Source organism: Neobacillus drentensis, assembly GCF_036966985.1.
In the GTDB taxonomy this organism is placed as follows: domain Bacteria; phylum Bacillota; class Bacilli; order Bacillales; family Cytobacillaceae; genus Neobacillus; species Neobacillus drentensis_E.
This window is the reverse complement of the sequence record NZ_JBALSN010000188.1, coordinates 1-22,874: the sequence shown is the minus strand read 5'-3', so window position 1 is coordinate 22,874 and position 22,874 is coordinate 1. Positions and strand designations below refer to the sequence as shown.

Annotated in this window: 23 protein-coding genes and 1 pseudogene; 4 read left to right on the top strand and 20 right to left on the bottom strand. The window is 39.7% G+C overall.

Annotated features, from left to right (window positions below; translation table 11 throughout):
* Positions 1-76 precede the first annotated feature (76 nt).
* The 7 genes from arsC to V7659_RS12810 all read right to left on the bottom strand — a co-directional run bounded on the left by arsC (position 77) and on the right by V7659_RS12810 (position 6,279).
* A complete protein-coding gene (gene arsC / locus V7659_RS12840; RefSeq protein ID WP_335452671.1) occupies positions 77-496 on the bottom strand; it encodes an arsenate reductase (thioredoxin) in 420 nt (139 codons plus the stop codon).
* A gap of 39 nt (positions 497-535) precedes the next feature.
* Positions 536-1,831 (bottom strand): arsenic transporter, encoded by a 1,296-nt coding sequence (locus V7659_RS12835; protein ID WP_335452674.1) that lies wholly within the window; start codon positions 1,829-1,831, stop codon positions 536-538.
* Positions 1,832-1,846: 15 nt separating this feature from the next.
* Positions 1,847-2,191, bottom strand: coding sequence for an ArsR/SmtB family transcription factor (locus V7659_RS12830; protein WP_335452826.1), 345 nt, complete (start codon positions 2,189-2,191; stop codon positions 1,847-1,849).
* 339 nt (positions 2,192-2,530) lie between these two features.
* Positions 2,531-3,334 (bottom strand): prohibitin family protein, encoded by an 804-nt coding sequence (locus V7659_RS12825; RefSeq protein WP_051633469.1) that lies wholly within the window; start codon positions 3,332-3,334, stop codon positions 2,531-2,533.
* A gap of 109 nt (positions 3,335-3,443) precedes the next feature.
* Positions 3,444-4,391 (bottom strand): magnesium/cobalt transporter CorA, encoded by a 948-nt coding sequence (gene corA / locus V7659_RS12820; protein WP_335452678.1) that lies wholly within the window; start codon positions 4,389-4,391, stop codon positions 3,444-3,446.
* Positions 4,392-4,439: 48 nt separating this feature from the next.
* The gene (locus V7659_RS12815; RefSeq protein ID WP_335452680.1) at positions 4,440-5,177 is read right to left on the bottom strand and encodes a GNAT family N-acetyltransferase; all 738 of its coding nucleotides are present in this window, start codon (positions 5,175-5,177) and stop codon (positions 4,440-4,442) included.
* Positions 5,178-5,496: 319 nt separating this feature from the next.
* Positions 5,497-6,279, bottom strand: coding sequence for a phytanoyl-CoA dioxygenase family protein (locus tag V7659_RS12810; RefSeq protein ID WP_335452683.1), 783 nt, complete (start codon positions 6,277-6,279; stop codon positions 5,497-5,499).
* Positions 6,280-6,397: 118 nt separating this feature from the next.
* On the opposite strand from V7659_RS12810, the gene V7659_RS12805 reads away from it, so the two are divergent.
* Positions 6,398-7,291, top strand: coding sequence for a helix-turn-helix transcriptional regulator (locus V7659_RS12805; protein WP_335452686.1), 894 nt, complete (start codon positions 6,398-6,400; stop codon positions 7,289-7,291).
* A gap of 120 nt (positions 7,292-7,411) precedes the next feature.
* Here the strand turns inward: V7659_RS12805 and V7659_RS12800 are convergent, their stop codons facing one another.
* A complete protein-coding gene (locus V7659_RS12800) occupies positions 7,412-9,388 on the bottom strand; it encodes a S9 family peptidase (RefSeq protein WP_335452689.1) in 1,977 nt (658 codons plus the stop codon).
* Between the two features lie 354 nt (positions 9,389-9,742).
* Between V7659_RS12800 and V7659_RS12795 the strand changes: the two genes are divergently transcribed.
* On the top strand, positions 9,743-10,033 hold the full coding sequence (locus V7659_RS12795) for a c-type cytochrome (RefSeq protein WP_335452692.1): 291 nt from the start codon (positions 9,743-9,745) through the stop codon (positions 10,031-10,033).
* A gap of 61 nt (positions 10,034-10,094) precedes the next feature.
* On the opposite strand, the gene V7659_RS12790 is transcribed toward V7659_RS12795, so the two are convergent.
* The 7 genes from V7659_RS12790 to V7659_RS12760 form a co-directional block, all read right to left on the bottom strand.
* Entirely contained in the window at positions 10,095-11,102 is a 1,008-nt protein-coding gene (locus tag V7659_RS12790; protein ID WP_335452694.1) for a MupG family TIM beta-alpha barrel fold protein, read from the bottom strand.
* Positions 11,099-12,460, bottom strand: coding sequence for a PTS transporter subunit EIIC (locus V7659_RS12785; protein WP_335452695.1), 1,362 nt, complete (start codon positions 12,458-12,460; stop codon positions 11,099-11,101). Before V7659_RS12785 ends, V7659_RS12790 begins: the two co-directional genes overlap by 4 nt.
* Positions 12,461-12,556: 96 nt before the next feature.
* The gene (locus V7659_RS12780; protein WP_335452698.1) at positions 12,557-13,411 is read right to left on the bottom strand and encodes a MurR/RpiR family transcriptional regulator; all 855 of its coding nucleotides are present in this window, start codon (positions 13,409-13,411) and stop codon (positions 12,557-12,559) included.
* A gap of 25 nt (positions 13,412-13,436) precedes the next feature.
* Entirely contained in the window at positions 13,437-14,345 is a 909-nt protein-coding gene (gene murQ, locus V7659_RS12775) for an N-acetylmuramic acid 6-phosphate etherase (protein ID WP_335452701.1), read from the bottom strand.
* A gap of 149 nt (positions 14,346-14,494) precedes the next feature.
* A complete protein-coding gene (locus V7659_RS12770) occupies positions 14,495-15,358 on the bottom strand; it encodes a Cof-type HAD-IIB family hydrolase (protein ID WP_335452704.1) in 864 nt (287 codons plus the stop codon).
* 557 nt (positions 15,359-15,915) lie between these two features.
* A complete protein-coding gene (locus V7659_RS12765; protein WP_335452708.1) occupies positions 15,916-16,200 on the bottom strand; it encodes a hypothetical protein in 285 nt (94 codons plus the stop codon).
* 59 nt (positions 16,201-16,259) lie between these two features.
* Positions 16,260-16,649: a hypothetical protein gene (locus V7659_RS12760; RefSeq protein ID WP_335452711.1), complete on the bottom strand. Its 390-nt coding sequence runs from the start codon at positions 16,647-16,649 to the stop codon at positions 16,260-16,262.
* A gap of 476 nt (positions 16,650-17,125) precedes the next feature.
* On the opposite strand from V7659_RS12760, the gene V7659_RS12755 reads away from it, so the two are divergent.
* The gene (locus tag V7659_RS12755) at positions 17,126-17,386 is read left to right on the top strand and encodes a hypothetical protein (protein WP_335540331.1); all 261 of its coding nucleotides are present in this window, start codon (positions 17,126-17,128) and stop codon (positions 17,384-17,386) included.
* Positions 17,387-17,467: 81 nt separating this feature from the next.
* Here the strand turns inward: V7659_RS12755 and V7659_RS12750 are convergent, their stop codons facing one another.
* Complete coding sequence (locus V7659_RS12750) at positions 17,468-18,265, bottom strand: EcsC family protein (protein WP_335540330.1); 798 nt, start codon at positions 18,263-18,265, stop codon at positions 17,468-17,470.
* A 138-nt stretch (positions 18,266-18,403) separates the two neighbouring features.
* A complete protein-coding gene (locus tag V7659_RS12745; RefSeq protein WP_335452720.1) occupies positions 18,404-18,931 on the bottom strand; it encodes a type 1 glutamine amidotransferase domain-containing protein in 528 nt (175 codons plus the stop codon).
* 340 nt (positions 18,932-19,271) lie between these two features.
* On the opposite strand from V7659_RS12745, the gene tagU reads away from it, so the two are divergent.
* Positions 19,272-20,204, top strand: coding sequence for a polyisoprenyl-teichoic acid--peptidoglycan teichoic acid transferase TagU (tagU, locus tag V7659_RS12740; RefSeq protein WP_335452723.1), 933 nt, complete (start codon positions 19,272-19,274; stop codon positions 20,202-20,204).
* 80 nt (positions 20,205-20,284) lie between these two features.
* Here tagU and V7659_RS12735 read toward each other — a convergent pair whose 3' ends face one another.
* The 3 genes and pseudogenes from V7659_RS12735 to V7659_RS12725 form a co-directional block, all read right to left on the bottom strand.
* The gene (locus tag V7659_RS12735; protein WP_335452726.1) at positions 20,285-21,799 is read right to left on the bottom strand and encodes an acetyl-CoA hydrolase/transferase family protein; all 1,515 of its coding nucleotides are present in this window, start codon (positions 21,797-21,799) and stop codon (positions 20,285-20,287) included.
* A gap of 132 nt (positions 21,800-21,931) precedes the next feature.
* A complete protein-coding gene (locus V7659_RS12730) occupies positions 21,932-22,576 on the bottom strand; it encodes a LytTR family DNA-binding domain-containing protein (protein ID WP_335452728.1) in 645 nt (214 codons plus the stop codon).
* Positions 22,577-22,709: 133 nt separating this feature from the next.
* A pseudogene (locus V7659_RS12725) lies at positions 22,710-22,874 on the bottom strand (amino acid ABC transporter ATP-binding protein); the annotation flags it as partial.

Sequence of the window (22,874 nt, the reverse complement as noted above, 5' to 3'; positions counted from 1 at the left end):
CAAGGTTTAACTCCACCTTTTACTTTATTTAGTTTTCATTGCCAAGACTATTTTTACTCTTGCCTATTAAATCTTCTTACTCGCCGGTTTCACCAAAACGATTAATACGCTCACCGATTTCGTCACGGACACGTTGGAAGAATGCCCATTTTTCTTCATCCGTTCCTTCTGCTTTTGCTGGGTCATCAAATCCCCAGTGAACACGTTTAACATGAGGTGGAGTTACTGGGCAATGCTCTGCTGCATGCCCGCACAGCGTCACAACTAAATCTGCATGATTTAATATCTTAGGATCGATCACATCAGATGTTTGATTAGATATATCAATTCCAGCTTCTTTCATCGCTTTCACTGCGTTCGGGTTTAAACCATGTGCCTCAAGACCAGCACTTTTCACTTCCCACTCATCACCTAAATGCTTTTTCGCCCAGCCTTCTGCCATTTGGCTTCTGCAAGAGTTACCTGTACATAGAAAATAGATTGTTTTTTTAGACATAGTAGTTGTTCTCCTTTTTCTGTTGGTCTGATTTAATGGTTAAACTATTAATAACCATAGGTATAAACCTAATAGTGTGATAAACAATACTGGGATGGTTAAGACAATTCCTGTTTTAAAATAAGTTCCCCACGAAATTTTTACACCTTTAGTTTTCAACACATGCAGCCACAATAAGGTAGCAAGCGACCCAATAGGTGTGATTTTTGGACCTAAATCTGATCCAATGACATTGGCATAAATGAGTCCTTCTCTGATAACACCTACTGTATGGGTATCAGCAATTGCAAGTGCATCAATCATCACCGTTGGCATGTTATTCATAATAGAAGAAAGAATAGCTGCGATGAATCCCATGGAGATGGTTCCTAAAAATAATCCATGATCGGCACATGCTTGAATCACATCTGCAAGTACACCTGTTAATCCAGCATTTCGTAAGCCATAAACCACCACATACATACCAATCGAGAAAAATACGATGGCCCAAGGTGCTCCTTTTATGACCTTTTTTGTTTCGATTGCATGGCTTCTCCTACCCATAAATAAGAAGAAGATGGCAACGACACCTGCAATGATCGAAACAGGAACGTGAAGTGTTTGACTAATAAAGTAACCAGCTAATAGGATAGCTAAGACAACCCAAGACAAACGGAACATTTTTTCATCACGAATGGCATCAACTGGTTGTTTTAATTTTGATAAATCATATTGTTTTGGAATACTTCTTCTGAAGTACAAAAAGAGCACTAAAATACTTGCGACTAAAGAAAATAAATTTGGGATAATCATTCTTGATGCAAAATGAACAAACCCAATTCCAAAAAAGTCAGCAGAAACAATATTTACAAGATTACTTACCACCAATGGCAAGGAAGTCGTATCAGCTATAAACCCACTTGCAATAATAAATGGGAAAATCATCTTGTCTTCCAATTTTAAATTCCGAACCATCGCTAAAACGATTGGTGTAAGGATAAGAGCTGCCCCATCATTGGCGAAAAATGCTGCGACGAGAGCTCCAAGAATGCTGACAAAAACGAACATTTTTATTCCGTTGCCTTTTGCTGCCCGTGCCATGTGTAAGGCAGCCCATTCAAAGAAACCAATTTCGTCTAATATTAACGAAATAATAATGATAGCAATGAAAGAAAAAGTAGCGTTCCAAACAATCTTAGTTACTTCTAATACATCCTGTAAATCAACTACTCCTACCAATAACGCAAGAATCGCACCCCCGCATGCAGACCAACCAATGGATAAATTTTTAGGTTGCCAAATAACCAGAATAAGTGTAATTAAGAAAATCAATGATGCAAGTATGGTTGATACCAATGTTGAAACCTCCAATTATTCGCATGAAATTCGTAGTCCCTGTTCTTCCAATTCCTTCAATCTAAAATCTTGATTTGGAAGATGCAGAAGTAAATCTTGAACCAATGGATAATAAGGACTATCTTTACTCAAAGAGTAAATGATCCATTGTCCTCTTCTTGTTTCCCTCACTAACCCAGCATCCTTTAACTTACGAATGTGCTGGCTGATCGCAGGCTGACTTGTTTTAAATATTTCAACAAATTCGCATACACAAGCATCGTGGCTATCAAGAATTTTGATCATAGTTAAACGGGTTTTATCGCCTAACAATTTTAAGATGTTAGCTGCGCTTTCTAATTCAATGGTTGATTCTGATATGATAAACACCTCCTGACAACTTAATTAATAAGGAAATAATAATATACTTATCTAAATTTCCTGCCTAAAGTAATTATTTTTAGATTCTGTTAACTCATACACTTTATACCTGACTCAGTTATTCTTACCAAATCAAACATGTGTAATTACATATAATCATTCGCTTATATAATAAATCACTTATATAATTAATTCAATAAGTTAAATGTAAAGTTAATGTAAAGAAAAAAAGATTGATAACCGAAAGTAACTCAAGGCTATCAATCAATATTTAAGATTATACTAATTTCTCCATTGTGACGACATTATACCTGCATGAGGAGTTGCCGTAATTCCCTGCTATTTTTTCGAAAGTCCCTCCACATCTATAAACGGCGTAGCTCCACCAGTGACACTTGGCAGGTGCCCATCCCATTTTTCCAACGCCTTTTCTTGGACTTCGATTTGTTTTAATTGAATCAGTTCCTCGGTTACCTCTTGTTTTTTCAATCGTAAAGCTTCTGCTTCTGCACCCGCTTGTGCGACTTTCTGCTCGGCTTCAATTTTGACTCGTTCAAGATCTCTTTTTGCACGTAACGCATTTTGTTCGGCAGTTTGTTTTGATTCAATCGCTTTATTGAATTCATCACTAAAAGCGAATTCTTTAATATTAATATCTTCTAGGATCATATAATATTTTGTTAATTTACTAGCGAGCATATCTTTCACTTTCGCCGATACTTCCGGCCGTTTCGAAATTAGTTCTTCTGCGGTGTACTGGGCAGTGATCGCCTTGAGTGATTCCGCAATCGCGGGGTCAACGATGCGGGTACGATAATCCAACCCGATTTCTTGATAAAGCTTATTCACTGCTTCCGGATCAGCAGAATAGTTGACGGCCACCATCGCGGTGACCATTTGCAGATCCTTTGAGGCCGCTGTCTGTGAACTTTCTTCTTTTTGAACCCGGACTTCAATCGGTTGTACGGTTTGAATAAATGGAATCTTAAAATGAAATCCTTCCGTCAGAATCGTCGGTTTAACCGCCCCCAATTGTAATAAAACCCCTCGATAACCAGAATCCACGGTAGTACCAGAAAAAAAGCCAACCACGATAATCACCAGCGCAACAAGTCCGCTTATTATCGATTTCGTATAGTTCATTCTGATCACCCCTTTAAATCACTTTATGAAAAAAGTTCCATATATATACAGATAATAAAAGGGATCGTAACCATACTGAGTTAACGCATTAAACTTCTTAATTTTTGCATTATTTTTTTAATAACCAGCCTTTTTTGTAAAACCAAAAAATCATTACCATTACAAGTATCGCAATAACCCCTAGCGTGATAAAATAGCCGTATTTCCAATGTAGCTCTGGCATATGATCAAAATTCATTCCGTACACTCCTACAATAAATGTAATGGGCATAAAAATGGTTGTTATAACGGTAAGAGTCATCATAATGGAGTTCATTCGATTGGATTGAATGGACATGTAATTCTCCCTCATGTCAGAAGTAACGTCTTGATTAGATGCAACCATATCCGTTAACTTCATCAAGTGATCATAGATATCGGCAAAATAATGGTGTATTTGCTTCGTATCCTGAATCCGCTTGGAGTTTATCATCCTGTATAACAAATCTCTCATTGGATTAATCGTTTTCCGCAAACGAATCAAATCTCTGCGAATCTCATAAACCTCTTCGATGATTTTTTTGCTGCTTGCTTCTCTCTCTTCATATTCATTTAGTTTGTCCTCAATTTGATGCAAAATTGGAAAATAGCAATCTACTAATTCATCAATAATGCTATGAAGAACATATAACGGTCCAACCTTTTCCACTTCTTTACTTGCAAATAATTTTTGCTTAACCATGTCTATCGCCTCATCCTTCTCCTTATGAAAAGACACGACATAGTTTTCTCCTACAAAAACATCAATCTCCTCGCACCTTATTGTTTTAGTTAATGAATGTAAAACAAAGAAAAGTACTTCACCATAATAATTCATATTGGGGCGCTGGATAAAATGCAGACAATCCTCAATTGCCAAGGGATGAAAGTGGAAAAATTCACTTAACAATTTTGTTTCCTCATTAGTTGGTTCCTCAAAATCCACCCAATAAAATTTAAATTGATCTGACCTTAGGTCCTCCATCTTTACATCTTTTATCAATTGGTTATCTTGTGTAATAGCATAAGTAAAAATCATTCATAAACCTCACTTTATTCATACTTATGGACGTGACTAGCACGGGCATTATTCTAACCAGTAACATCCTCTCACAATTGCATTTATTTCCTCATATCCAGCTTTTTTATATACTTTTATTGCATTAGGATTGTGAGCATATAAATAACATATTGATTTAAGTGTCTTATCATTAAAATCAGTAATAAAGTTAATTAATTGGCTGCCATAACCCTTACCTCTTTTATCTTTTTTAGTAAATACATCATTTACCCTATAAATATCATTCTTGTGGTACAAGGAAGCGATACAAACTAATTCTCCATCAATGTATCCACCAAACAAATAAAAGTTTTCGTTATCTATCGACTTTAACAGAGATTTATAACCCCACTCACCTTGTTCTTTATCAGAGCTGAGTAATTCACTTATTGCGTCATCTATATAGTTTAACCTTTTAACTTGAAGGGACTGAGAAATATCTATTATTTTTTTATTTTTTTGGACAAAGAAACAAATTTCGTCTATTGATCTATTAAATCCCTTACTTTCTAAATATTGACCAACTTTACTTTTATTTCTTGAAAATGTATACACTCGTGGAGTTATATCTATTGATTGATAAAAATTCACAATCTCTTTTATTGCGAATTCATAGTCTGAATCATCATTAATCAATGCATGATTGCTATCATATGATAAAGGATTACTTTTATCATAAAAGATTTTGCCAAAAGGTTTTTCTATTACTTGGGATTGAACCTCTGCAAAATTATTTTCAAATTTTATGATTTTGTCTATTAACATTTTATATCCTCCGAATAGTTAAATGCTTTATAATCCTAACTAAACTTACCTATTTATATCTTTTAAGCAGGAATTTTGCAAACTTGGCCTTCCACTTTTTATCTAACCATAAGCTTAAGTAAACCGATAGTTCGGACTCATAGATCCATGAACAATAAGTGCAAAAAAACCGCGAGATAATATCTCGCGGTTATCAAGAGGAGGCTAGCCCCAAAATTAAATTATTCTTCTATAGTTGATTCAACAGTTATGTCATATACATCTTCTATTCTGTCCGTTACTGCTTCCTCAGTTCGACCAAAATAGGCGCAATCAAATATCAATTCATAACCTTTGAGGCAAAATCAGCGTGATAATCACGGAACGTTGGATTTTCTCCACAGACCATCAAGCCTTGCCCCCAGTTTACGTGTACATCGGCAGTCGGTTTATCAGACGGGTCCCGATATTGAAATAATACGTTCCTACGCGGACGGTCACTTCGATTGCTATCCGAACCATGGATGGTTAAATAATTAAAAAACAAAACGTCGCCTGCTTCGGCAGGGCAAGGAGTCCCTATGGAAATCGGATATTCCTTATGATTTAAGTAGTGACGACCGACATGAGAGATGGGACCTTCTTGATGAGATTTTGGGATGACCCTCAGGCATCCGTTTTCCAAGTCTGCATCATCAAGATGAACACTAGCAGCCAACATGGAATGACTTTCATGAGGAAAATATGGATGATCCTGATGCATGGGAAACGCTGCTCCCTTTTCAGGTGGTTTAACCAGCATTTTGGAATGATGTAATTGCACATTCGGTCCAATGAGCTTTTGCAAAATTGACACCATGTTGGGATGGATGAAGGCTCTGGAAAAGGATGCATCATGATAATGAACATCATGAAAACCTTTTAACACCAGTTTTTTTAACTCGTTTGCTGGGACGTACTCCCCTTGCCATGCATGGTTACGATCATGTTTTGTATTGGCTGCACGTTGAATGATGCGTTCTACCGCCGCTTTCATTTGTTCTACTTCCTCTTTAGAAAAAACCCCTTTAGCAAGCAAGTATCCATTTTCTTTGTAAAATTCCGCATCCTTTAAAGTAATCATTCCAAATCCTCCTTTAAGGTTGATCGCATAATTGTTATAATTTTAAGAAAATAATAGAATTCTGTCTTTATCAAAATAGGCTGTTTTTTTGTCTTATGAGGACATTAGGGGGATATCTTTGGTCGTCCAATCATGTAAACACAGTGAAGGAATTTTAAATCAATATGCCCTGGGGCCGCTTGGAGATGAAATTGCCTTTAAGGTGAATTATTGGGGAGTGAATCCGAACCATTTCAACAACCCGATCCATAGGCATTCCTTTTTTGAAGTTTGTTATGTCCTAAGTGGCGAAGGACTTTATAAAGATTTGGATGAACAATATCCATTAAAGAAAGGAACATTATTTTTATCCCGTCCGAACATTCATCATCAGATTTTAAGTGATACGGGCCTTTTTCTTGTATTTGTTGCCTTTGAAATTTCGCATGAAAAATCAGTGGATGATGCGAGTAGCATGTTTACTCAGCTGGCGAAAACAAAAAGGGTTTGTGTTCATGTGGCGGATGATTCCCCAACAGCCTTAATCTGGAGGGCACTGGTAGATTATACGTCAAACAACAGGGCGGAAGATTTTAACTTCATTACTAATATGGCACACACACTGATACTGTCTTTTCATTCCATGTTTTCCGAAGCAAATCAGCAGAGCCGCAGTCCAGAAAAAATGTTTTCGAACAGTTCCCCAACCCATTTATATCAAGCAAAATTGTTTATTCGTGATAATTTATCAGAACCATTGAAGCTAGAAGATGTCGCCAACTATCTTCACATATCCAGTCGTCATTTATCGAGGCTCTTTTCCAATGAACGGTGTGAAAGTTTCTCCACCTATATTCGCAAGGAAAGAGTAAGAGAGGCGGCTCGCCTGCTTGAAATGACAAACCTTCCCATTAAAGAGATCGCTGACGTTACTGGCTTTGGATCCGTGCATTACTTTACACGCATATTTACTTCGGTGATGAACGTTTCACCTGCTAAGTATCGCCATGGTTACGTGAACGGGAAATTATAGACTAATAGATATAAGAGGATCCCAAAAGGAGTGGTGAACTCACAAGGGGATTTTACGAACAAGACATAAAAAAGGAATGATTCCAATGCGTGCAGAATCTTTCCTTTCCTTTTCCCCATATTAAATCTCCGCCCGGAACCACTCCACAATGTAATTTAACCGGCTTTTACGCAAGCTTGGCCTGCCGCTTCTGGATAACTCATGGTTTTCATCAGGGAAACGGACAAATTTTGTTTCTTTCCCCAACCGCTTTAGAGAAATATATAATTGCTCCGCCTGCTCAATTGGGCAGCGGTAATCTTTTTCGCTATGAAGGATTAATAATGGCGTCTCTACGTTCTCTACATAAGCAAGCGGGGAATGTTTCCACAGTTTATCCACATCGCGGAAATCGCCATCAATCTGCCATTCCGTGAAATAATAGCCTATATCACTGACTCCATAGAAACTAATCCAGTTCGAAATCGAACGCTGTGTTACAGCTGCTTTAAAACGATTGGTATGTCCGACAATCCAATTCGTCATGAAGCCGCCGTAACTACCGCCAGTGACCCCAAGACGGTTTTCATCAATCAAATCAAATTCTGCTAACACATAATCCACAGCGAGCATTAAATCTTGATAATCGCCCCCACCGTAATCACCGCGTACTGCATTGACAAAATCCTGCCCATATCCATGACTGCCGCGTGGATTCACGTACAACACCGCGTATCCTTCCGCTGCCAAAATTTGAAACTCATTCATGTACGTATTCCCATACATCGCATGAGGACCGCCATGAATTTCAAGTAGTAATGGATATTTCTTTCCCGCCTCAAAACCAACCGGCTTCAAGAGCCAGCCATGAATCTTCCTGCCATTTGCTCCTTCATATTCAATTGGTTCCGGTTTAGAGAGAACCACGTCCTGGATATCGTTCACCTTGGTCAGTCTCTCAAGAGTTCCCTCCCCGTTTAGAGATAATAAGTATAAATCACCAATCGCTGTCGGGGTACTAATTGCTGCAATCGCTTGTCCTGATTTCGAATCAACGGTCAATCCATAGACGTGCTGCTTGCCGACCAGCACTGATTTCACTCCATCTTTCAGATCACCAAAGTAAATATTAGTACTTCCCTGTTCTGAGGTAATAAAATAAAAACCTTGGCTGTTCCCATCCCAAATTACCCCTGGCGAAGATGCACCTTGTTGAAAGTCAACCACCATATAATCACCGACAGGAACATCCCAGTCAGGTGTAAAACATGTAAATGTGCCTGTATTAATTTCATAAAGCCAGATTTTTGAGAGTGTGGCATTTTGAAATTCTCGCTCATGCCCTATCATCGCAAGGTATTTTCCGTCTGGGGACCAAGTAACGTTTCCAAAATAGCCGGTTCCATTAGTTACAGGATTGTATTCTTTAGTTTCTATATTTAATAGATAAATATCATTCTTAAATGATAAATCAGCCACTTCGGTTACATCTGCCCCTACAGCAAGATACCTCCCATCCGGTGACCAGCAATATAAACTCACATCATATGCCCCAGTGGTAAGTTGCGTTAATTCACCGGAACCAACATTCACTACAACTACTTGTTTGAATTGCCCCTGGCAAAATCCTTCTCCATCCGACTTATATCTCATTTTCGTCACTTCCAGCGGCACGGGTCTCTCTTGTTTCTTCTCCTCTGGATCAAAAATCGTTTTAGTAGATTGTAAGGAAGTGTTGAAAGCTAGCTTCATTCCATCAGGTGACCAGACAGGATTGCTCGCTCCACTTGGCAGAAAGGTTACTTGCTGTGCCTCGCCACCGTTTACACTCAACACATATATTTGATTCTTTCCGCTCCGATTGGAGACAAATGCAAGCTTAGTACCATCAGGTGACCAGCGGGGTGTATGATTCTTTCCTTTTCCAAACGTCCATTGGACAGACTCGGCCCTTTTTTCAAGCGTTTGATAAAAGATCTGTGATTGATATTCATCATTCTCTCGATCTATCGTGGTCTGTACATAAACAAAAGACTGTCCATCTGGTGAAAACTGTGGGTTCACCACTGACTTTAATCGATATAAATCGTCTGTCGTTACTCCCTTACTTCCTGTCATCCTCGTTCCTCCCAGTTTCCAATAATTACACTCCAATTATTTCGACATAGGAAATAATTTTTCCTTTTAAAGCGCCTGCTAATTCCATGATGACTAGTATTAACAGATGATTTCAATAGATTTGGAGGGAAAGTAAAAATTACCATTTTTTTGTAGATTCGCATAATAAATTAGTCAGGAATATGCTTACCAATGTCTTATGGACATTTCTCCACAATTATTCTTGCGATTTGTCCGTTACAACGCCGAAGTTTAAATTTTTGTTCATATTTGAGGTGAATTTTCACACTCAAACTCTATTAAGATAGACTTAAGGAACATTTCCACTATTTTAATGTGTTTGGAGGAGACATCGTGAAACAACTTTGGGCTATTACTGCATTAGTGCTTATATTATTAACTGGCTGTTCATCAGGTAAAACAAGTACTGCTATGGATGGAGAATCAATCTATAAAGATAGCTGCGCTGCTTGTCATGGCGATAAACTACAGGGAGCTGTAGGACCGGGAGTAACAAATATGAAAAGTAAGTATTCAGAAGCGGAAGTCCTGAAAATTGTCAATGAAGGCACGAAAAAAATGCCTGGAAATCTATTAGATGAAGAAAAATCAAAGATCGTTACAAAATGGTTGATGGAAAAATAGTTACTACTAGCGGCCGATACGAAAAAACCAAGGGAAGTCCCTTGGTTTTTTGACTTTTATATCATACCTGAATCAGCTTTACAAGCTGACCCGGTTGCAGCAGGGAAAGGAGCGGCAAATCCTCTTCCACAATCCTGCCGACAACATTGACTCGCTCATCAGCTGGAAGGTCACGAAGTGTGATTTGTACCTCTCCGCGATAGCGTCCATAGTGGTCATTATCTCTAGTAATCGTCCCCAGCGGCCGCGCTAACGTATTCCGAGCCTCCACCGAATCAGAGCTTCTCGTATCCATAAGCCTTAGCACGTCACGGGAAAAATCAGGGCGGAGCCGGAACTCACCTTCCTGGAAACCTTCAATTCGGATTGAAACACGATGATGGCAATCAAAATCGTTTAACCTTTGAAGAAGGTCCTCGCTTACCTCAGGATCACCGATATAGACATCCTCCACACCCGCTCGGAACAACTCCAGCGCAGCCAGATACGGATTAACTTCACGATGATCTTCCAAGGTTGGCAGCCCTTCAAACAACGGGCCGCGTTTCTCACCGTCTCCTGGAATATATGCACTTACCGGAATACCATAGCGTTTAAACAGTTCATTTTGCTCTTGAAAAAATGATTCAGCTAATCCCGTTTCGCGCCTTGGATAGAAATTATGCCACGCCAGCAGCTGACTAGCCTGTAACCCGCCTTCAAGCAGCACCCGTATATCTTCCTCAAACATAATGCTGGCATTAAGCGCAAGTTTGAAATCCTTAGCCAGTTCCAAAATAATCTCATTCGTAAAAAAGTCATCCAACCGCAAACCGATAACCCCTAAGGATTTTAACGAAAATAAACTTTCCAATCCTAAATGGGCAGGTGTTCGTGCCGATACATCTGCATAAACTTCGATGCCATCTTCTTTTGCTGCATGCAGCAGCTCGCGCGCACGGCCTGCTAAATCCCCTGACTCTTCAGGGATGTGAAGCGACGTAAATGCCCGCCTCACACCCATTTTCCCAGCAAACCTAATCCGCTCTTCTGCTAAAGGATCATTTAAATAGAAGGAAATTCCGATCAATCGAATTCACCGGCCATGTCATCATTGAAGCCGAATAAATAAGTGAACAAGAATCCAGCTCCATAAGAGATTAACACACCAAGCAGATACAGCAGAACTTGCCCTGTTACTACTAAAAATGCCAGCGGTAAGCCAGAAACCCCAACCGCGATGGTTGCGACATGGAAGACAGCCTGGAACGCACCGCCGACACCTGCACCTAAGCAAGCAGTTAAGAATGGACGGCCTAATGGTAAGGTTACCCCGAAAATGAGCGGTTCGCCAATTCCGAGAATTCCGGCAGGAAGCCCCCCGCCAATCGCTCTTTTTAAACGTTTTTTCTTTGTTTTAGCGTAAATTGCAAATGCTGCTCCAACCTGTGCAGCACCACCCATAGCCAAGATTGGCAGAAGCGGGTCATTTCCAAGTGTATTAATTAACTCGAGATGAATCGGTGTTAATCCTTGATGTAAACCAGTGACAACGAGCGGCAGGAAGGTGGCCCCAAGAACAAATCCAGCCACGACACCACCCACATCAAGAAGTGAAGTTAATCCTTTTGTAATCGCATCTGAAACAAAACCACCAAGCGGCATAAAGACAAGATAAGTTACAATACCAGTAAGCAATAAAGCAACCGTTGGCGTGATAAATAGGTCAAGCGATTGTGGAACATAACGACGAACTCGTTTTTCGACAAGGGCAATAAAGATAGCGGCGAATAATACGCCGATTAAGCCGCCACGACCAGGAAGCAAGGCAGTATCAAACAATTTTATCCCTGCTACTGCTGGGTTAATGATTAAAATACCGGCAATTGCCCCGAGTGCGGGTGAACCGCCGAACTCTTTCGCTGCATTGGTACCAACTAAAATGCCAAGGTAACCAAATAAACCGCTTCCAATAACAGACAAGATGGTCGCCAGTTGGGAATCTGCTGCTAACCAGCCCGCTTGGACGATTGCTTTTGTAATCCCTGTAATCAATCCGGAGGCAACAAGTGCTGGGATTAATGGAATGAAAATACTAGAGATTTTTCGTAAAAACAGCTTAAACGGTGTCGCATTCTTTTGGTTGATTTCAGCCTTCTTGCTGGCTGCCTTTTCTTTCAGATTGATCCCGCCAGCAGCTTCTATTAATTTACCAAACTCTTCTGTCACTCTATTTACTTTTCCAGGTCCAAGGATAATTTGGAGGGTCTCTTCCTCTACCACTCCCATGACTCCGTCTATTTTCTTAATAGACGCTTGGTTAACAATCGAGTTATCCTTCGGCGTCACACGAAGTCTCGTCATACAATGCGTGTAATTTTCAATATTTGCTGGCCCGCCTAATTCATCAAGAATCTTTTCTGCTAAAATTTTGTTCTCTCCAGCCATGCTCATTCCCCTTCTCTCTGTTGTATATTTTTTAAAGTGAACTTATTTCCCCAAGTCTGCAAATGGAAAAGTGTTCACATCACCTCCCAAAAAAGACTATTTCACTTCTTTGATAAACCGAATCGCTTCTCTTGTTTTATCGATGGATTGAATCGTATCGTCATATTGGACGGTGGCCATCGATAAAAACAAAATATCCATGATATATAACTGCGCCAGGCGTGAGGAAGTTGCTGCACTTCGGAAAGGAGCCTCTCCAGAATCAGCAGTAAACAACTTAATATCTGCTAGCGCAGAGACCGTTGATTGCCCATATTTCGTTAAACTTATCGTGTTCACGCCACGTTCTTTCGCGAGTGCCATGACCTTAATGACCTCAGGTGTTTCTCCTGAGTGTGAGATTCCAAACACAAGATCATCCTTATTGGCATTAGCAATTAAGGTTGCAACAAGGTGTGTATCTGTAAAAGCGGTTGCATTTTTATGAATCCTAAGGAGCTTCTGCTGTGCGTCCTTAGCGATGATGCTTGAAGCACCAATTCCAAAGAAATGAACATTTTGAGCAGCCGACAAGGTGTGAACAGCACGTTCCAATTCATCGTAATTAATCATTTCTTCCGAGTCACGAATGCTCTGGATACTATTGCTCGTTGTCTTCTGAGCGATGGAGAAAAACGATTCCCCTGGCTCAATGTCACGGTACCCTTGTTCCACTGGTTTCACTAAATCGCCTGCAATTCTAACCTTTAAATCCTGAAAACCATTTAAACCTAATGATTTACACAGTCTAATCACAGCCGCCCCGCTTGTTTGGGCCTGCAAACCGATGTCATGGACGGTACTGTTTAAAATCACTTGAGGATTTCCAAGTATCAATTTAGCAATTTTCCGTTCGGAAGCCGGAAGCTGTTCCAACATATTTTGAATCATTTTTAATCCGCCTGCTGCCACACCAAAGACCACCTTTTAAAATAATTCACTCTTTCACGTTTTGAATTGCTTTTTTTACATACCCGTTTGCTTCTATTAATAATTGTTCTGCTTCAGGTTTCGTTGTATTCGTCTTAATCATGACGATAGCCGTTTTGACTTGAAGATCGGATGCTTCTAGTATTTCCGACGCCTGTTCATAGGAAACCCCTGTAATCTTACGGATGATGCCGATTGCCCGTTCTTTCAATTTTTGGTTGCTCACATGAACATCGACCATTAAATTCTCATAGGCCTTACCTAAAAGAATCATCGAAGAAGTTGATATCATATTCAAAATCATCTTATGAGCGGTACCTGATTTCAAGCGAGTCGAGCCTGTGAGCACTTCTGGGCCAACAATGACTTCGATTGCTTGGTCAGCTTCCTTACTAATTGCAGCATTTTTATTGCAGGAAAGTGCAACGGTTTTTGCTCCAATACTGCGTGCATATCGTAGTGCCCCTATTACATAAGGTGTTCGGCCGCTGGCGGCAATACCAATCACGGTATCATCTTTAGTCAGCCCAATTTCCTTCAAATCGTTCACACCGAAATCCGTCTGATCCTCAGCACCTTCGACTGCTTTCAAAAAGGCGCGTTCTCCTCCTGCGATAAGTCCTTGGACCATTTCGGAATCTGTACTGAAAGTGGGCGGACATTCCACTGCATCGAGGACCCCTAATCTCCCGCTAGTCCCGGCACCTACATAAATTAGGCGCCCGCCATTTTTAAAGGACTCAACTACAAATTGAACAGCCGCTTCCACATCTGTTAACACATCGTTCACTGCTAAAGCGACCAATTGGTCCTGTTCATTCATAATTCGTAAAATCTCAAGCGGACTTGCTGTATCTATCTGCATCGTATGTTCATTGCGCGATTCTGTCGTTAATAATTCTAGATTTTCTGCCATTTTATCGTTATCCTCCTGTAAGTCTTTTCTGAGGTGAAAGCGGTTACCGTAGATTCATTATATTCCCTTTGAAATTATATTTCAACTTTTTTATTAAAATATTAAAATGTTATTTCAAAACACTTTTTCACAATGAGGTGAACTGGGTCTTATTCAAGCAAATAACGGCGAATCGCCTTTGCGACCCCTGCTTCATTATTATTTCCAGTCACCTGATCCGCTAATTGTCTCACCTTTTCGGGCGCATTGCCCATCGCAATTCCGAGGCCGACAGCCGAGAGCATAAGAGCATCATTAAAATTATCACCAATCGCTGCGGTTTGTGAGAGTGGAATTCCTAACTGCTTGGTAAGCTTTATTAGGGCAGATGCTTTTGTCACACCACTTGGGGTAATTTCTAAATTGATAAAATTAAAACTGCTGCTAATTTCCATATCCACTGCCTGTTCCTTAAGCTTCCGGGTAAACTCAGGGAGTTTATTCCCATCATCAAATACAGCAATTTTTGTAATGCTTGGCTCCTGCTCCTTCAGGTATCGATAAAAGTCGTCTACCACCTTCACCTGGCATTTTTCTCGAACACTTTTATACTGATGACGTTCTCCTCCTGATTTTTCAAGGGTGGGGATGTTATTTTCAATCCAGTGCTCATTCCATTTATTAACCTTTGGGACAAGCAGCGTATCCCCCTCGTAAAAATGGGCATAGATACCCTCCGTCTCACATAATTCCCAGAAACTCATCAGCGGCTCATATGGAAAAACTGATTGCTCTCTGATTCCGCCATTCTTATCCAGCAGAATTGCCCCATTGTAAGCAATGATCGGCTCGCCACTAAGTCCAAGCGTACGGGCAATCCACTGCGTTGATAGCGGAGAGCGTCCGCTGCAAATGACCACCTTCCCACCTCGTTTACGGTACTCATGAATCGCCTCGATTGTTTCCATATCAATCTCTTTTTGATCGTTTAATAACGTGCCATCTAAGTCCGTTGCAAGTAGTCGGTACTTCACTAATACGTCCCCCTCTGTAATTTTATTTTATTTTACACTTTTAATAATATTATTGAAATTTTATTTCAGACTAGATGGTGCCTATAGAGGTTTTGCCTATTTAATTAAGTTTTGTGCGCTTAAAGTAGGTACTGTACTGTGCATAATTTAGATGTTTCGTGCAATTATACATAATTTAGGTGCCTTCGCGTTATTTATTGGGCTAGGGTTCTATTCGGCAGTTGCGGAGAGGTAGCTGCAAGGTTCCTTTTTTAAATATCATATTTGAATCGAAGCCAATAGCAGATGTGGTCGGTAAAGTTCAACCTTAAAGTAGATGTGTACAATGCAAAGAAATACAAAGTAACCGGTGTTGAATATACCAATAGGTATGCTGAATATATGATGATTACAATTAGGACATCGTAAGTTTTAGGTGCCTAAAAGTTATATTGCAGATCAGCCATACAAACCTGACCATTAAGAATGAGAAAGCCCAAATTAGCTTCATATATAAAAAGAGATAGTCCGACGACTATCTCTTTAGAAGTTATTTTTAAGTCTGCCATCTTTAGAGCTTACCCAATAGGCATTGGCAGCAAAGCCTTCGGTGAGGGCATAGACATCAAAAAGTAATACTTTACACCATCTATTACTTCATCCATTTCTGGGTCCGTTCGTACACCTGCGATGCTTGTATCTATATTTTGAGTTTTAATCAGCAGTTCCTTAGCTTGTTTTCGATCAAGCATCACACTGCTTTTTTTTGCAGCTTTTTCTTTAGCGAGGGCCACTTCAGACTCTTTCAACTTCTTTTCTATTCTTACAATAGTTTCTTCTTGTTTCGGGTCCAATTCATTCATTTTTAAGTCAGCTATTATTTTTTTACCTTCCTCAAATGAACCTTTTGAAATTAGTTTATTTAAACTATCGACTTGTTTAACAAACTCATCATTAAAACAATCGTTTCCTCAATTGTCTTTTTGAGCATTTCGATTTCTTCATTAATGGCATACTTGCTATAATTGTTCATACTGGAGATGACCTTTTTGGCATTATTAAGGTCTCCTTGTTCAAATAACTCGGATGATTCTTTAAATGCTTTTATGATTTCAACAACCTCTTTTTCTTCGCTATCCTTTGAACCTTCCTTTATGGCCATTTCAAACGATGATTCTGCTTCATCATACTCATGACTGGCTAGTGCTAATTTCCCCTGCTCAACTGCTTTAACAGCTAAGGAATTTTCACCACAACCTGCGAGCCCTACAAGTGTGAATGCAGATAGAAATAAACCTGCTATTTTTCTCATCCATTTCTCCTCTAGATTGTCCCTTGCGATTGCACATAGTTATACTAGTGCCCTTGATTTGACATCTATCATACTAAATAATTAATAAAATATATACGATTTATTCATAGTTTGTTCATGATTACGGGGTAATATAAATTACATGAAGAGGACAGCATTTACCTTTCTCTTTTTCCAAAACCCCCTTTTGATATATTTGTTTGGATCCGGCACTGGGCCGGATTCTTTTTTTACTGTTCTTAAGATTTCTGAATATTTTTATTTTTATTTTTGATGTTATAACGAAATAATTTGTCGAAATATAGGAGACGTTTATTTTCAAGCAGTTAGAAATCTCTTTTTAAATACATTGATATACCAATATCATTTACCTTTTTTCAAATATTTTTACTTTTAAATTCGCTGTTCACATGGAAAATCCACTATGTTACTATCAGAATGGTATTGGAATTGTATTAAAGATAGAAGACGAAAAGATGGGAAATCAAGTCATCATGCCTTCCAAACCAATGGCAGTAAAAAATAATTTTACGAGGTGTATGATGAAAACAATCGAACGAACTCAAATGGAAAATATGGAACTTTTAAAGGAAATCATTTATCTTAAAACGACACTGAGCAAAATATATAAGCAAGATGGCCCTAGCAGCTCGGAATACATCAATCTTTCCATCAAACTTAATTCACTTATGCATAAATATTTTGAGGAAAAAACCGAAAGCCTAGTTAGTATCTAATAGGTTTGAATTAAGGTTGTGGCCGGGCCCCCATGGATCCAGTCAAAAGGGACAGCAAAAATGCTGTCCCTTTTTTTATACCTATTCTTGTTCCAACCGCTCAAGAATCCTTCTTTTTCGGTAAAGCATAATTCCCGTCTCCGCTAGGTCGTTAATCATCGAGCGATTGGTAAATGCACCGAAGATCATCCCCGCAATAGGTACCATTTGGAACAGCTTCTTCCACCCGAACTGGTCTCTATAGGTATAAACCACTTCACGCCAGCCTTGGAGCTGCGACATCATTTCACTTGATCCATTCCCTTTTTGATAATAGCTGGAAAGTTCATTGAGAATCGCTCGTTTGCCGACAATATCCGCCGAGGAAAACTGCAGGCATTTGATCATAAAAATACGTTCGCATTTCTCATTGGGATCATATCCATGGAGGATGGCGATTTCCTGCAATGTTTTTAAGGAGATGCCCATTAATGCCGGAACATCGAGTGCGAGGGTAAAAATCCCGCCGATTCCCGTGCTTGCTCCTTGGATGGCCGCAAACTTCTTCCGTTGTCCGGTCAGCTCCTGGCTTAACTTATCCATTGCAGCTAACGGAATATCCTCAATATCAGATACATTGGTGATTGGTTTCCCTGTTTCTTTTTCAATTTTTTCAAAGAGATTATGTTCTTTAATTAAATAGCTGCCGCCATTCTGAATATAGGAGCCGATTTCTTCTAATAGATTCCCCACTTTGTTGTGGATGAATTGGGGGGTTATTTTATCAAGAATCTTAAATGGAAGTCTGCCGATGCGATCCCAAATCCATAAATCACTCTGGTCATTTTCCCATTTCTCAATGACGGTTAATTCGTTCAACAAATCTTCTCGTGTTTCCATGTATCATGCGTCACCCTCGTTCGTTTATTTATGACTACATACGTATGATCTCGGGGAAAGGTTTCATGCACGTATAGCTTTTCCATTGCTGAACGAAAAAAGACAGCGAACAATCGCTCGCTATCTTGCTTCCACACTTTACTTTTTCTGTTCTAATACGTTGATAAATTCCCGCAGGTAATCAGGAAGATCCGGCGGACGGCGGCTGGAGACAAGATGGCCGTCAACAACCACAGGTTCGTCATACCAAGTAGCCCCTGCATTTTCCATATCATCCCTAATCCCCGGAGTACTGGTGACTTTTTTGCCATCAAGAATTTTGGCCGAAATCAGCACCCAGCCGGCATGGCAGATTTGTCCGATCGGCTTTTCATCCGCATTCATTTGCTGCAGCAGCGACAGGACTTCCGGGAAGCGCCGGATTTTATCTGGGGCCCACCCTCCTGGAACTAAAATTGCGTCATAATCTTCCCCACGCACCTCATCATAAGAGAATTCGGAGGTAGCCGGTACGCCGTACTTCCCAATATACTTTTCATTCGCTTTTTCTCCTGCAAGATGGACTATGGCCCCCTCCTCCTGGAGTCGAAGAATCGGGTACCATAACTCTAAATCTTCAAAATCATGGTGCACAAGGCTGAGTACTTTCTTTCCTTTTAATCGCATTGATTAATGCTCCTTTCCAAATGATCTCGATAGTATCTTTACTTAAAAAAAACAACTTTCTAGAAATTTCCTCCATTAGGATTTATCATATTGATTGGTTTTAATCAATGAATATCGCTTGGAAGGAAATAAAAATGTTCCATCTATGAAACCTTCATTTTTTAATCTAGTAATAATCAACCAGTATCCTGTGACTTCGTTCGTTCTTAGTCCTATCTTTCAAACGTGATTCCATAGGAATTCCGACACATTTTGACAATAGCAACGGAAAACCGACGACTTTCAAACACCTTTATCGTATGATATGAATAACTGACTTTGATAGTTTGGAGGTTTATGAATGCGATTAAGAAAAAGGAAACGAAGACTTAGAAAATGGGTAAAGGTGACCGGCACAATCCTTCTACTACTATTAATTGGCGGGGGCGTCTACGGATCCACTGTCTATAAATCTTTTAAAAATGCTGTTGCTGCGATGCATCAGCCGATGGAACGAGAAAAATCTGAAAAACGTGCGGAGCCAGTTTCGCTTAAAGAAAAAGATCCTTTTTCGGTTTTAATGCTGGGTGTGGATGAGCGTGAAGGAGACTCGGGCCGCTCTGACACCATGATTGTATTAACCGTTAATCCCAACAATAATTCCGTAAAAATGCTAAGCATCCCACGCGATACTCGAACTGAAATTATTGGAAAAGGGACGGAGGATAAAATTAACCACGCCTACGCCTTTGGAGGGATCCCCATGGCGTTGGATACCGTCGAAAACTTTCTCGATATACCAATTGATTATTATATAGAGGTTAACATGAAAGGCTTCACGGGAATGGTCGATGCCGTTGGCGGCGTAACGGTCAATAATGACTTAGATTTCACTCAAGATGGATACCATTTTCCAAAAGGAGAATTGACTCTAAACGGTAAAAAAGCGCTAAGCTATACAAGAATGAGAAAAGAAGACCCCAGAGGGGACTTTGGCAGGCAAATAAGACAACGTCAAATTATTGAAGGGGTAATTAAAGAAGGGGCTAGTTTCTCAAGTTTAACCAAGTTCTCCGATATATTTACCGTCCTCGGCAAAAATGTAAAAACAAACCTTACGTTTGATCAAATGGTCGCTATTCAAAAAGGTTATAAGCATGTTGGAACATCCATTGAGCAAATGGAGATAGAAGAAGAAGGAACAAGAATCGATAACATTTATTATGGATTGGTTTCAGAAGAAGAAATCCAACGGGTTCAAATGGAATTAAAGTCAGAACTAGAAATTAAGTAAATAAAGGCTGAATGGAGATTCTCTCCATTCAGCATTTTTCATAGATATTGCCACAGTTTGAACCGATGCAAATGTGAAACCTATACCGTTTCTAATACCGCTTCAAGCATCGTTCCATTTTTGGCATAATTCGTATGCCAAGAAAAAGCTTTTTCTAAAACATGAGGAGTTTGCCCACCTCTTGTTAGTGCTTCTTGGTAATAGGCTCGCAGCTGATCACGATACATTGGATGCGCACAATTCTCAATAATCATTTCCACTCTTTCCCTTGGTGCCAATCCTCTTAGGTCAGCATATCCTTGTTCGGTGACGATCACATCGACATCGTGTTCAGTATGGTCTACATGAGAGACAAAAGGCACAATGCTTGAAATATTACCAGCTTTTGCAATGGATTTGGTGACAAAGATAGCTAGACGGGCATTTCTTGCAAAATCACCAGAACCACCGATACCGTTCATCATTTTTGCACCTAAAACGTGAGTGGAATTGACATTTCCGTAGATATCCAATTCTAAAGCCGTATTAATGGAGATTAATCCCAGGCGGCGAATGATTTCCGGATGATTCGAAATCTCCTGAGGGCGCATTATTAAATTATTACGATATTGTTCAAAATTGGAAAATACCTGTTGGTGTTTTGCCTCAGAAAGCGTGATCGAGCAACAGGAAGCAAATTGTACTTTTCCTGCATCCATTAGATCAAACACTGCATCCTGTAACACCTCTGAATAAACTTCCAAATCTTCAAACTCTGAATCTAACATTCCATGTAGCACTGCATTGGCCACCGAACCAATCCCCGATTGTATTGGCGCTAGACGTTCCGTTAATCGGCCTGTTTTTACTTCTCTTCGAAGAAAATCTATTAAATGCTGTGCCATGGTCTCCGTTTCTTCATCTGGTGGAACAATGGTCGATGGCGAATCAAGTTGGTCTGTAAACACAATCCCCTTTACTCTTTCAACATCAATCGGAATGCCGATTGTTCCAATTCGATCATTAGGTTTAACGAGTGGAATGGGAAGCCTTGATCCTTGTTTTCCAGGTTCATATAAATCATGCAATCCCTCTAGCTGTGGAGATTGAGCCATATTGATCTCAATAATAATAGACTTGGCATTTAAGGCAAACGATAAGGAATTACCAATCGAAGTGGTTGGAATCACCATTCCATCCTCTGTTACTGCAACCGCTTCCAAAATAGCGACATCTATATTCATCACATCGGATCGAATCAACTCTGCTGTGTGGGACAAATGCTGATCAACAAATAAAAAGTCTCCCTGATTGATTCCTCTTCTCATAGTGGCATCTGCTTGGAAAGGTAATCTTTTTCCTAAAATTCCTGCTTCAGCAAATAATTTATCCACATCCGACCCTAAGGATGCTCCTGTATAGACATCGACTTTAAACCCTTCATCATCCTTAACTCGGTTGACCAACGCCACTGGCACCGCTTTCACATCACCCGCTCGTGTAAACCCACTCAACCCCAACGTCATTCCGTTTTTAATCCAGGCAGCTGCTTCTTCAGCAGTAACCACTCGGTCTCTTAGACGAGAATCTCTAATTCGCTCCAAATTTTTCTCCATAAACAAATCCCTCACTTCATAAATAGGTATTATCATCATTTTACCTATTTACATCATCCGGATAGGAAATTATGGAGTATGATACGAAATATTCTGATAAAACAGCAAATTTAGGCTCTAAAGCAGAAAAAACTAAAATCCTAAAAGTTTTCGAAAATAACTAGAGTAGGACTGGCTAACCGGCACCCGCTCACCATTATCCATCGAAAGCAAAAAAGTAGAATGTGTATCAGGATGAATCTCTTTAATATGATTAACATTCACAATAAATGAGCGATGGCATCTAATAAACGAATCCTTTGGAAGCAGATATTCAAATTCTTGTAAGGAGTATTTATGAGTGCCTGACACCTCCTCTGAATAAACACTCGTCTTCTTATCTTTGGCTTCTAAATAAACGACCTTTGAAAAAGGAATGGGAATCCAGCCATCCAATGTTTTCACGGTAACGACCGACTTCCCATCTGTTAAAGCAGGATAAATAGCCGTTACACAACCCTCAAGCTGTCCATTATGTAAAAATGGTACCGCCATTCCGTGATAAGGAACACCAAAAACATCCCGGTTAATAAACTCAGAAACTTTTTGCTTCGTCACCAATGCATTATGGGCAATCGTCCCTTCCTTTACAGGGTCGCCCGGGTTAATTTTTAAATCAATCCGTTTACTTGGCCGATAGTAGATATATTCTTTTGTATTCGAAACCGCAATGGAAATTTCATCTGAAAATAATTCACCTATGGTCTCTAGTAGTGATCCTATAGTTATATCTTTCATACGATTAGCACCTCATTCATAATTATACTACTATTATTATTCACACTGATTAGAATAGGCTTTACCTCGTAAAAGAAAAAACCAAGGAAAAAAAATCCCTTGGTTCGATTAAAACAATTCTTGCACGAAACGATTACTCTTTTAATGTCCGTTTTAAAAATTCCCTCGTCCGATCTTGTTTTGGATTACTGAAAATCTGCTCTGGGCTTCCTTCCTCCGCAATCACGCCCTTATCCATAAAGACAATCCGGTCAGAAACTTCCCGAGCGAAATCCATTTCATGCGTAACGATTAACAT

Bases quoted from the DNA above. Each gene is read 5' to 3' on its own strand.
- arsC (WP_335452671.1), bottom strand. From the start codon at position 496: ATGTCTAAAAAAACAATCTATTTTCTATGTACAGGTAACTCTTGCAGA.
- V7659_RS12825 (WP_051633469.1), bottom strand. From the start codon at position 3,334: ATGAACTATACGAAATCGATAATAAGCGGACTTGTTGCGCTGGTGATT.
- corA (WP_335452678.1), bottom strand. From the start codon at position 4,391: ATGATTTTTACTTATGCTATTACACAAGATAACCAATTGATAAAAGAT.
- V7659_RS12815 (WP_335452680.1), bottom strand. From the start codon at position 5,177: ATGTTAATAGACAAAATCATAAAATTTGAAAATAATTTTGCAGAGGTT.
- V7659_RS12810 (WP_335452683.1), bottom strand. From the start codon at position 6,279: ATGATTACTTTAAAGGATGCGGAATTTTACAAAGAAAATGGATACTTG.
- V7659_RS12800 (WP_335452689.1), bottom strand. From the start codon at position 9,388: ATGACAGGAAGTAAGGGAGTAACGACAGACGATTTATATCGATTAAAG.
- V7659_RS12785 (WP_335452695.1), bottom strand. From the start codon at position 12,460: ATGGCTGGAGAGAACAAAATTTTAGCAGAAAAGATTCTTGATGAATTA.
- murQ (WP_335452701.1), bottom strand. From the start codon at position 14,345: ATGGCAGAAAATCTAGAATTATTAACGACAGAATCGCGCAATGAACAT.
- V7659_RS12765 (WP_335452708.1), bottom strand. From the start codon at position 16,200: ATGAATGAATTGGACCCGAAACAAGAAGAAACTATTGTAAGAATAGAA.
- V7659_RS12760 (WP_335452711.1), bottom strand. From the start codon at position 16,649: ATGAGAAAAATAGCAGGTTTATTTCTATCTGCATTCACACTTGTAGGG.
- V7659_RS12755 (WP_335540331.1), top strand. From the start codon at position 17,126: ATGGGAAATCAAGTCATCATGCCTTCCAAACCAATGGCAGTAAAAAAT.
- V7659_RS12750 (WP_335540330.1), bottom strand. From the start codon at position 18,265: ATGGAAACACGAGAAGATTTGTTGAACGAATTAACCGTCATTGAGAAA.
- V7659_RS12745 (WP_335452720.1), bottom strand. From the start codon at position 18,931: ATGCGATTAAAAGGAAAGAAAGTACTCAGCCTTGTGCACCATGATTTT.
- tagU (WP_335452723.1), top strand. From the start codon at position 19,272: ATGCGATTAAGAAAAAGGAAACGAAGACTTAGAAAATGGGTAAAGGTG.
- V7659_RS12735 (WP_335452726.1), bottom strand. From the start codon at position 21,799: ATGGAGAAAAATTTGGAGCGAATTAGAGATTCTCGTCTAAGAGACCGA.
- V7659_RS12730 (WP_335452728.1), bottom strand. From the start codon at position 22,576: ATGAAAGATATAACTATAGGATCACTACTAGAGACCATAGGTGAATTA.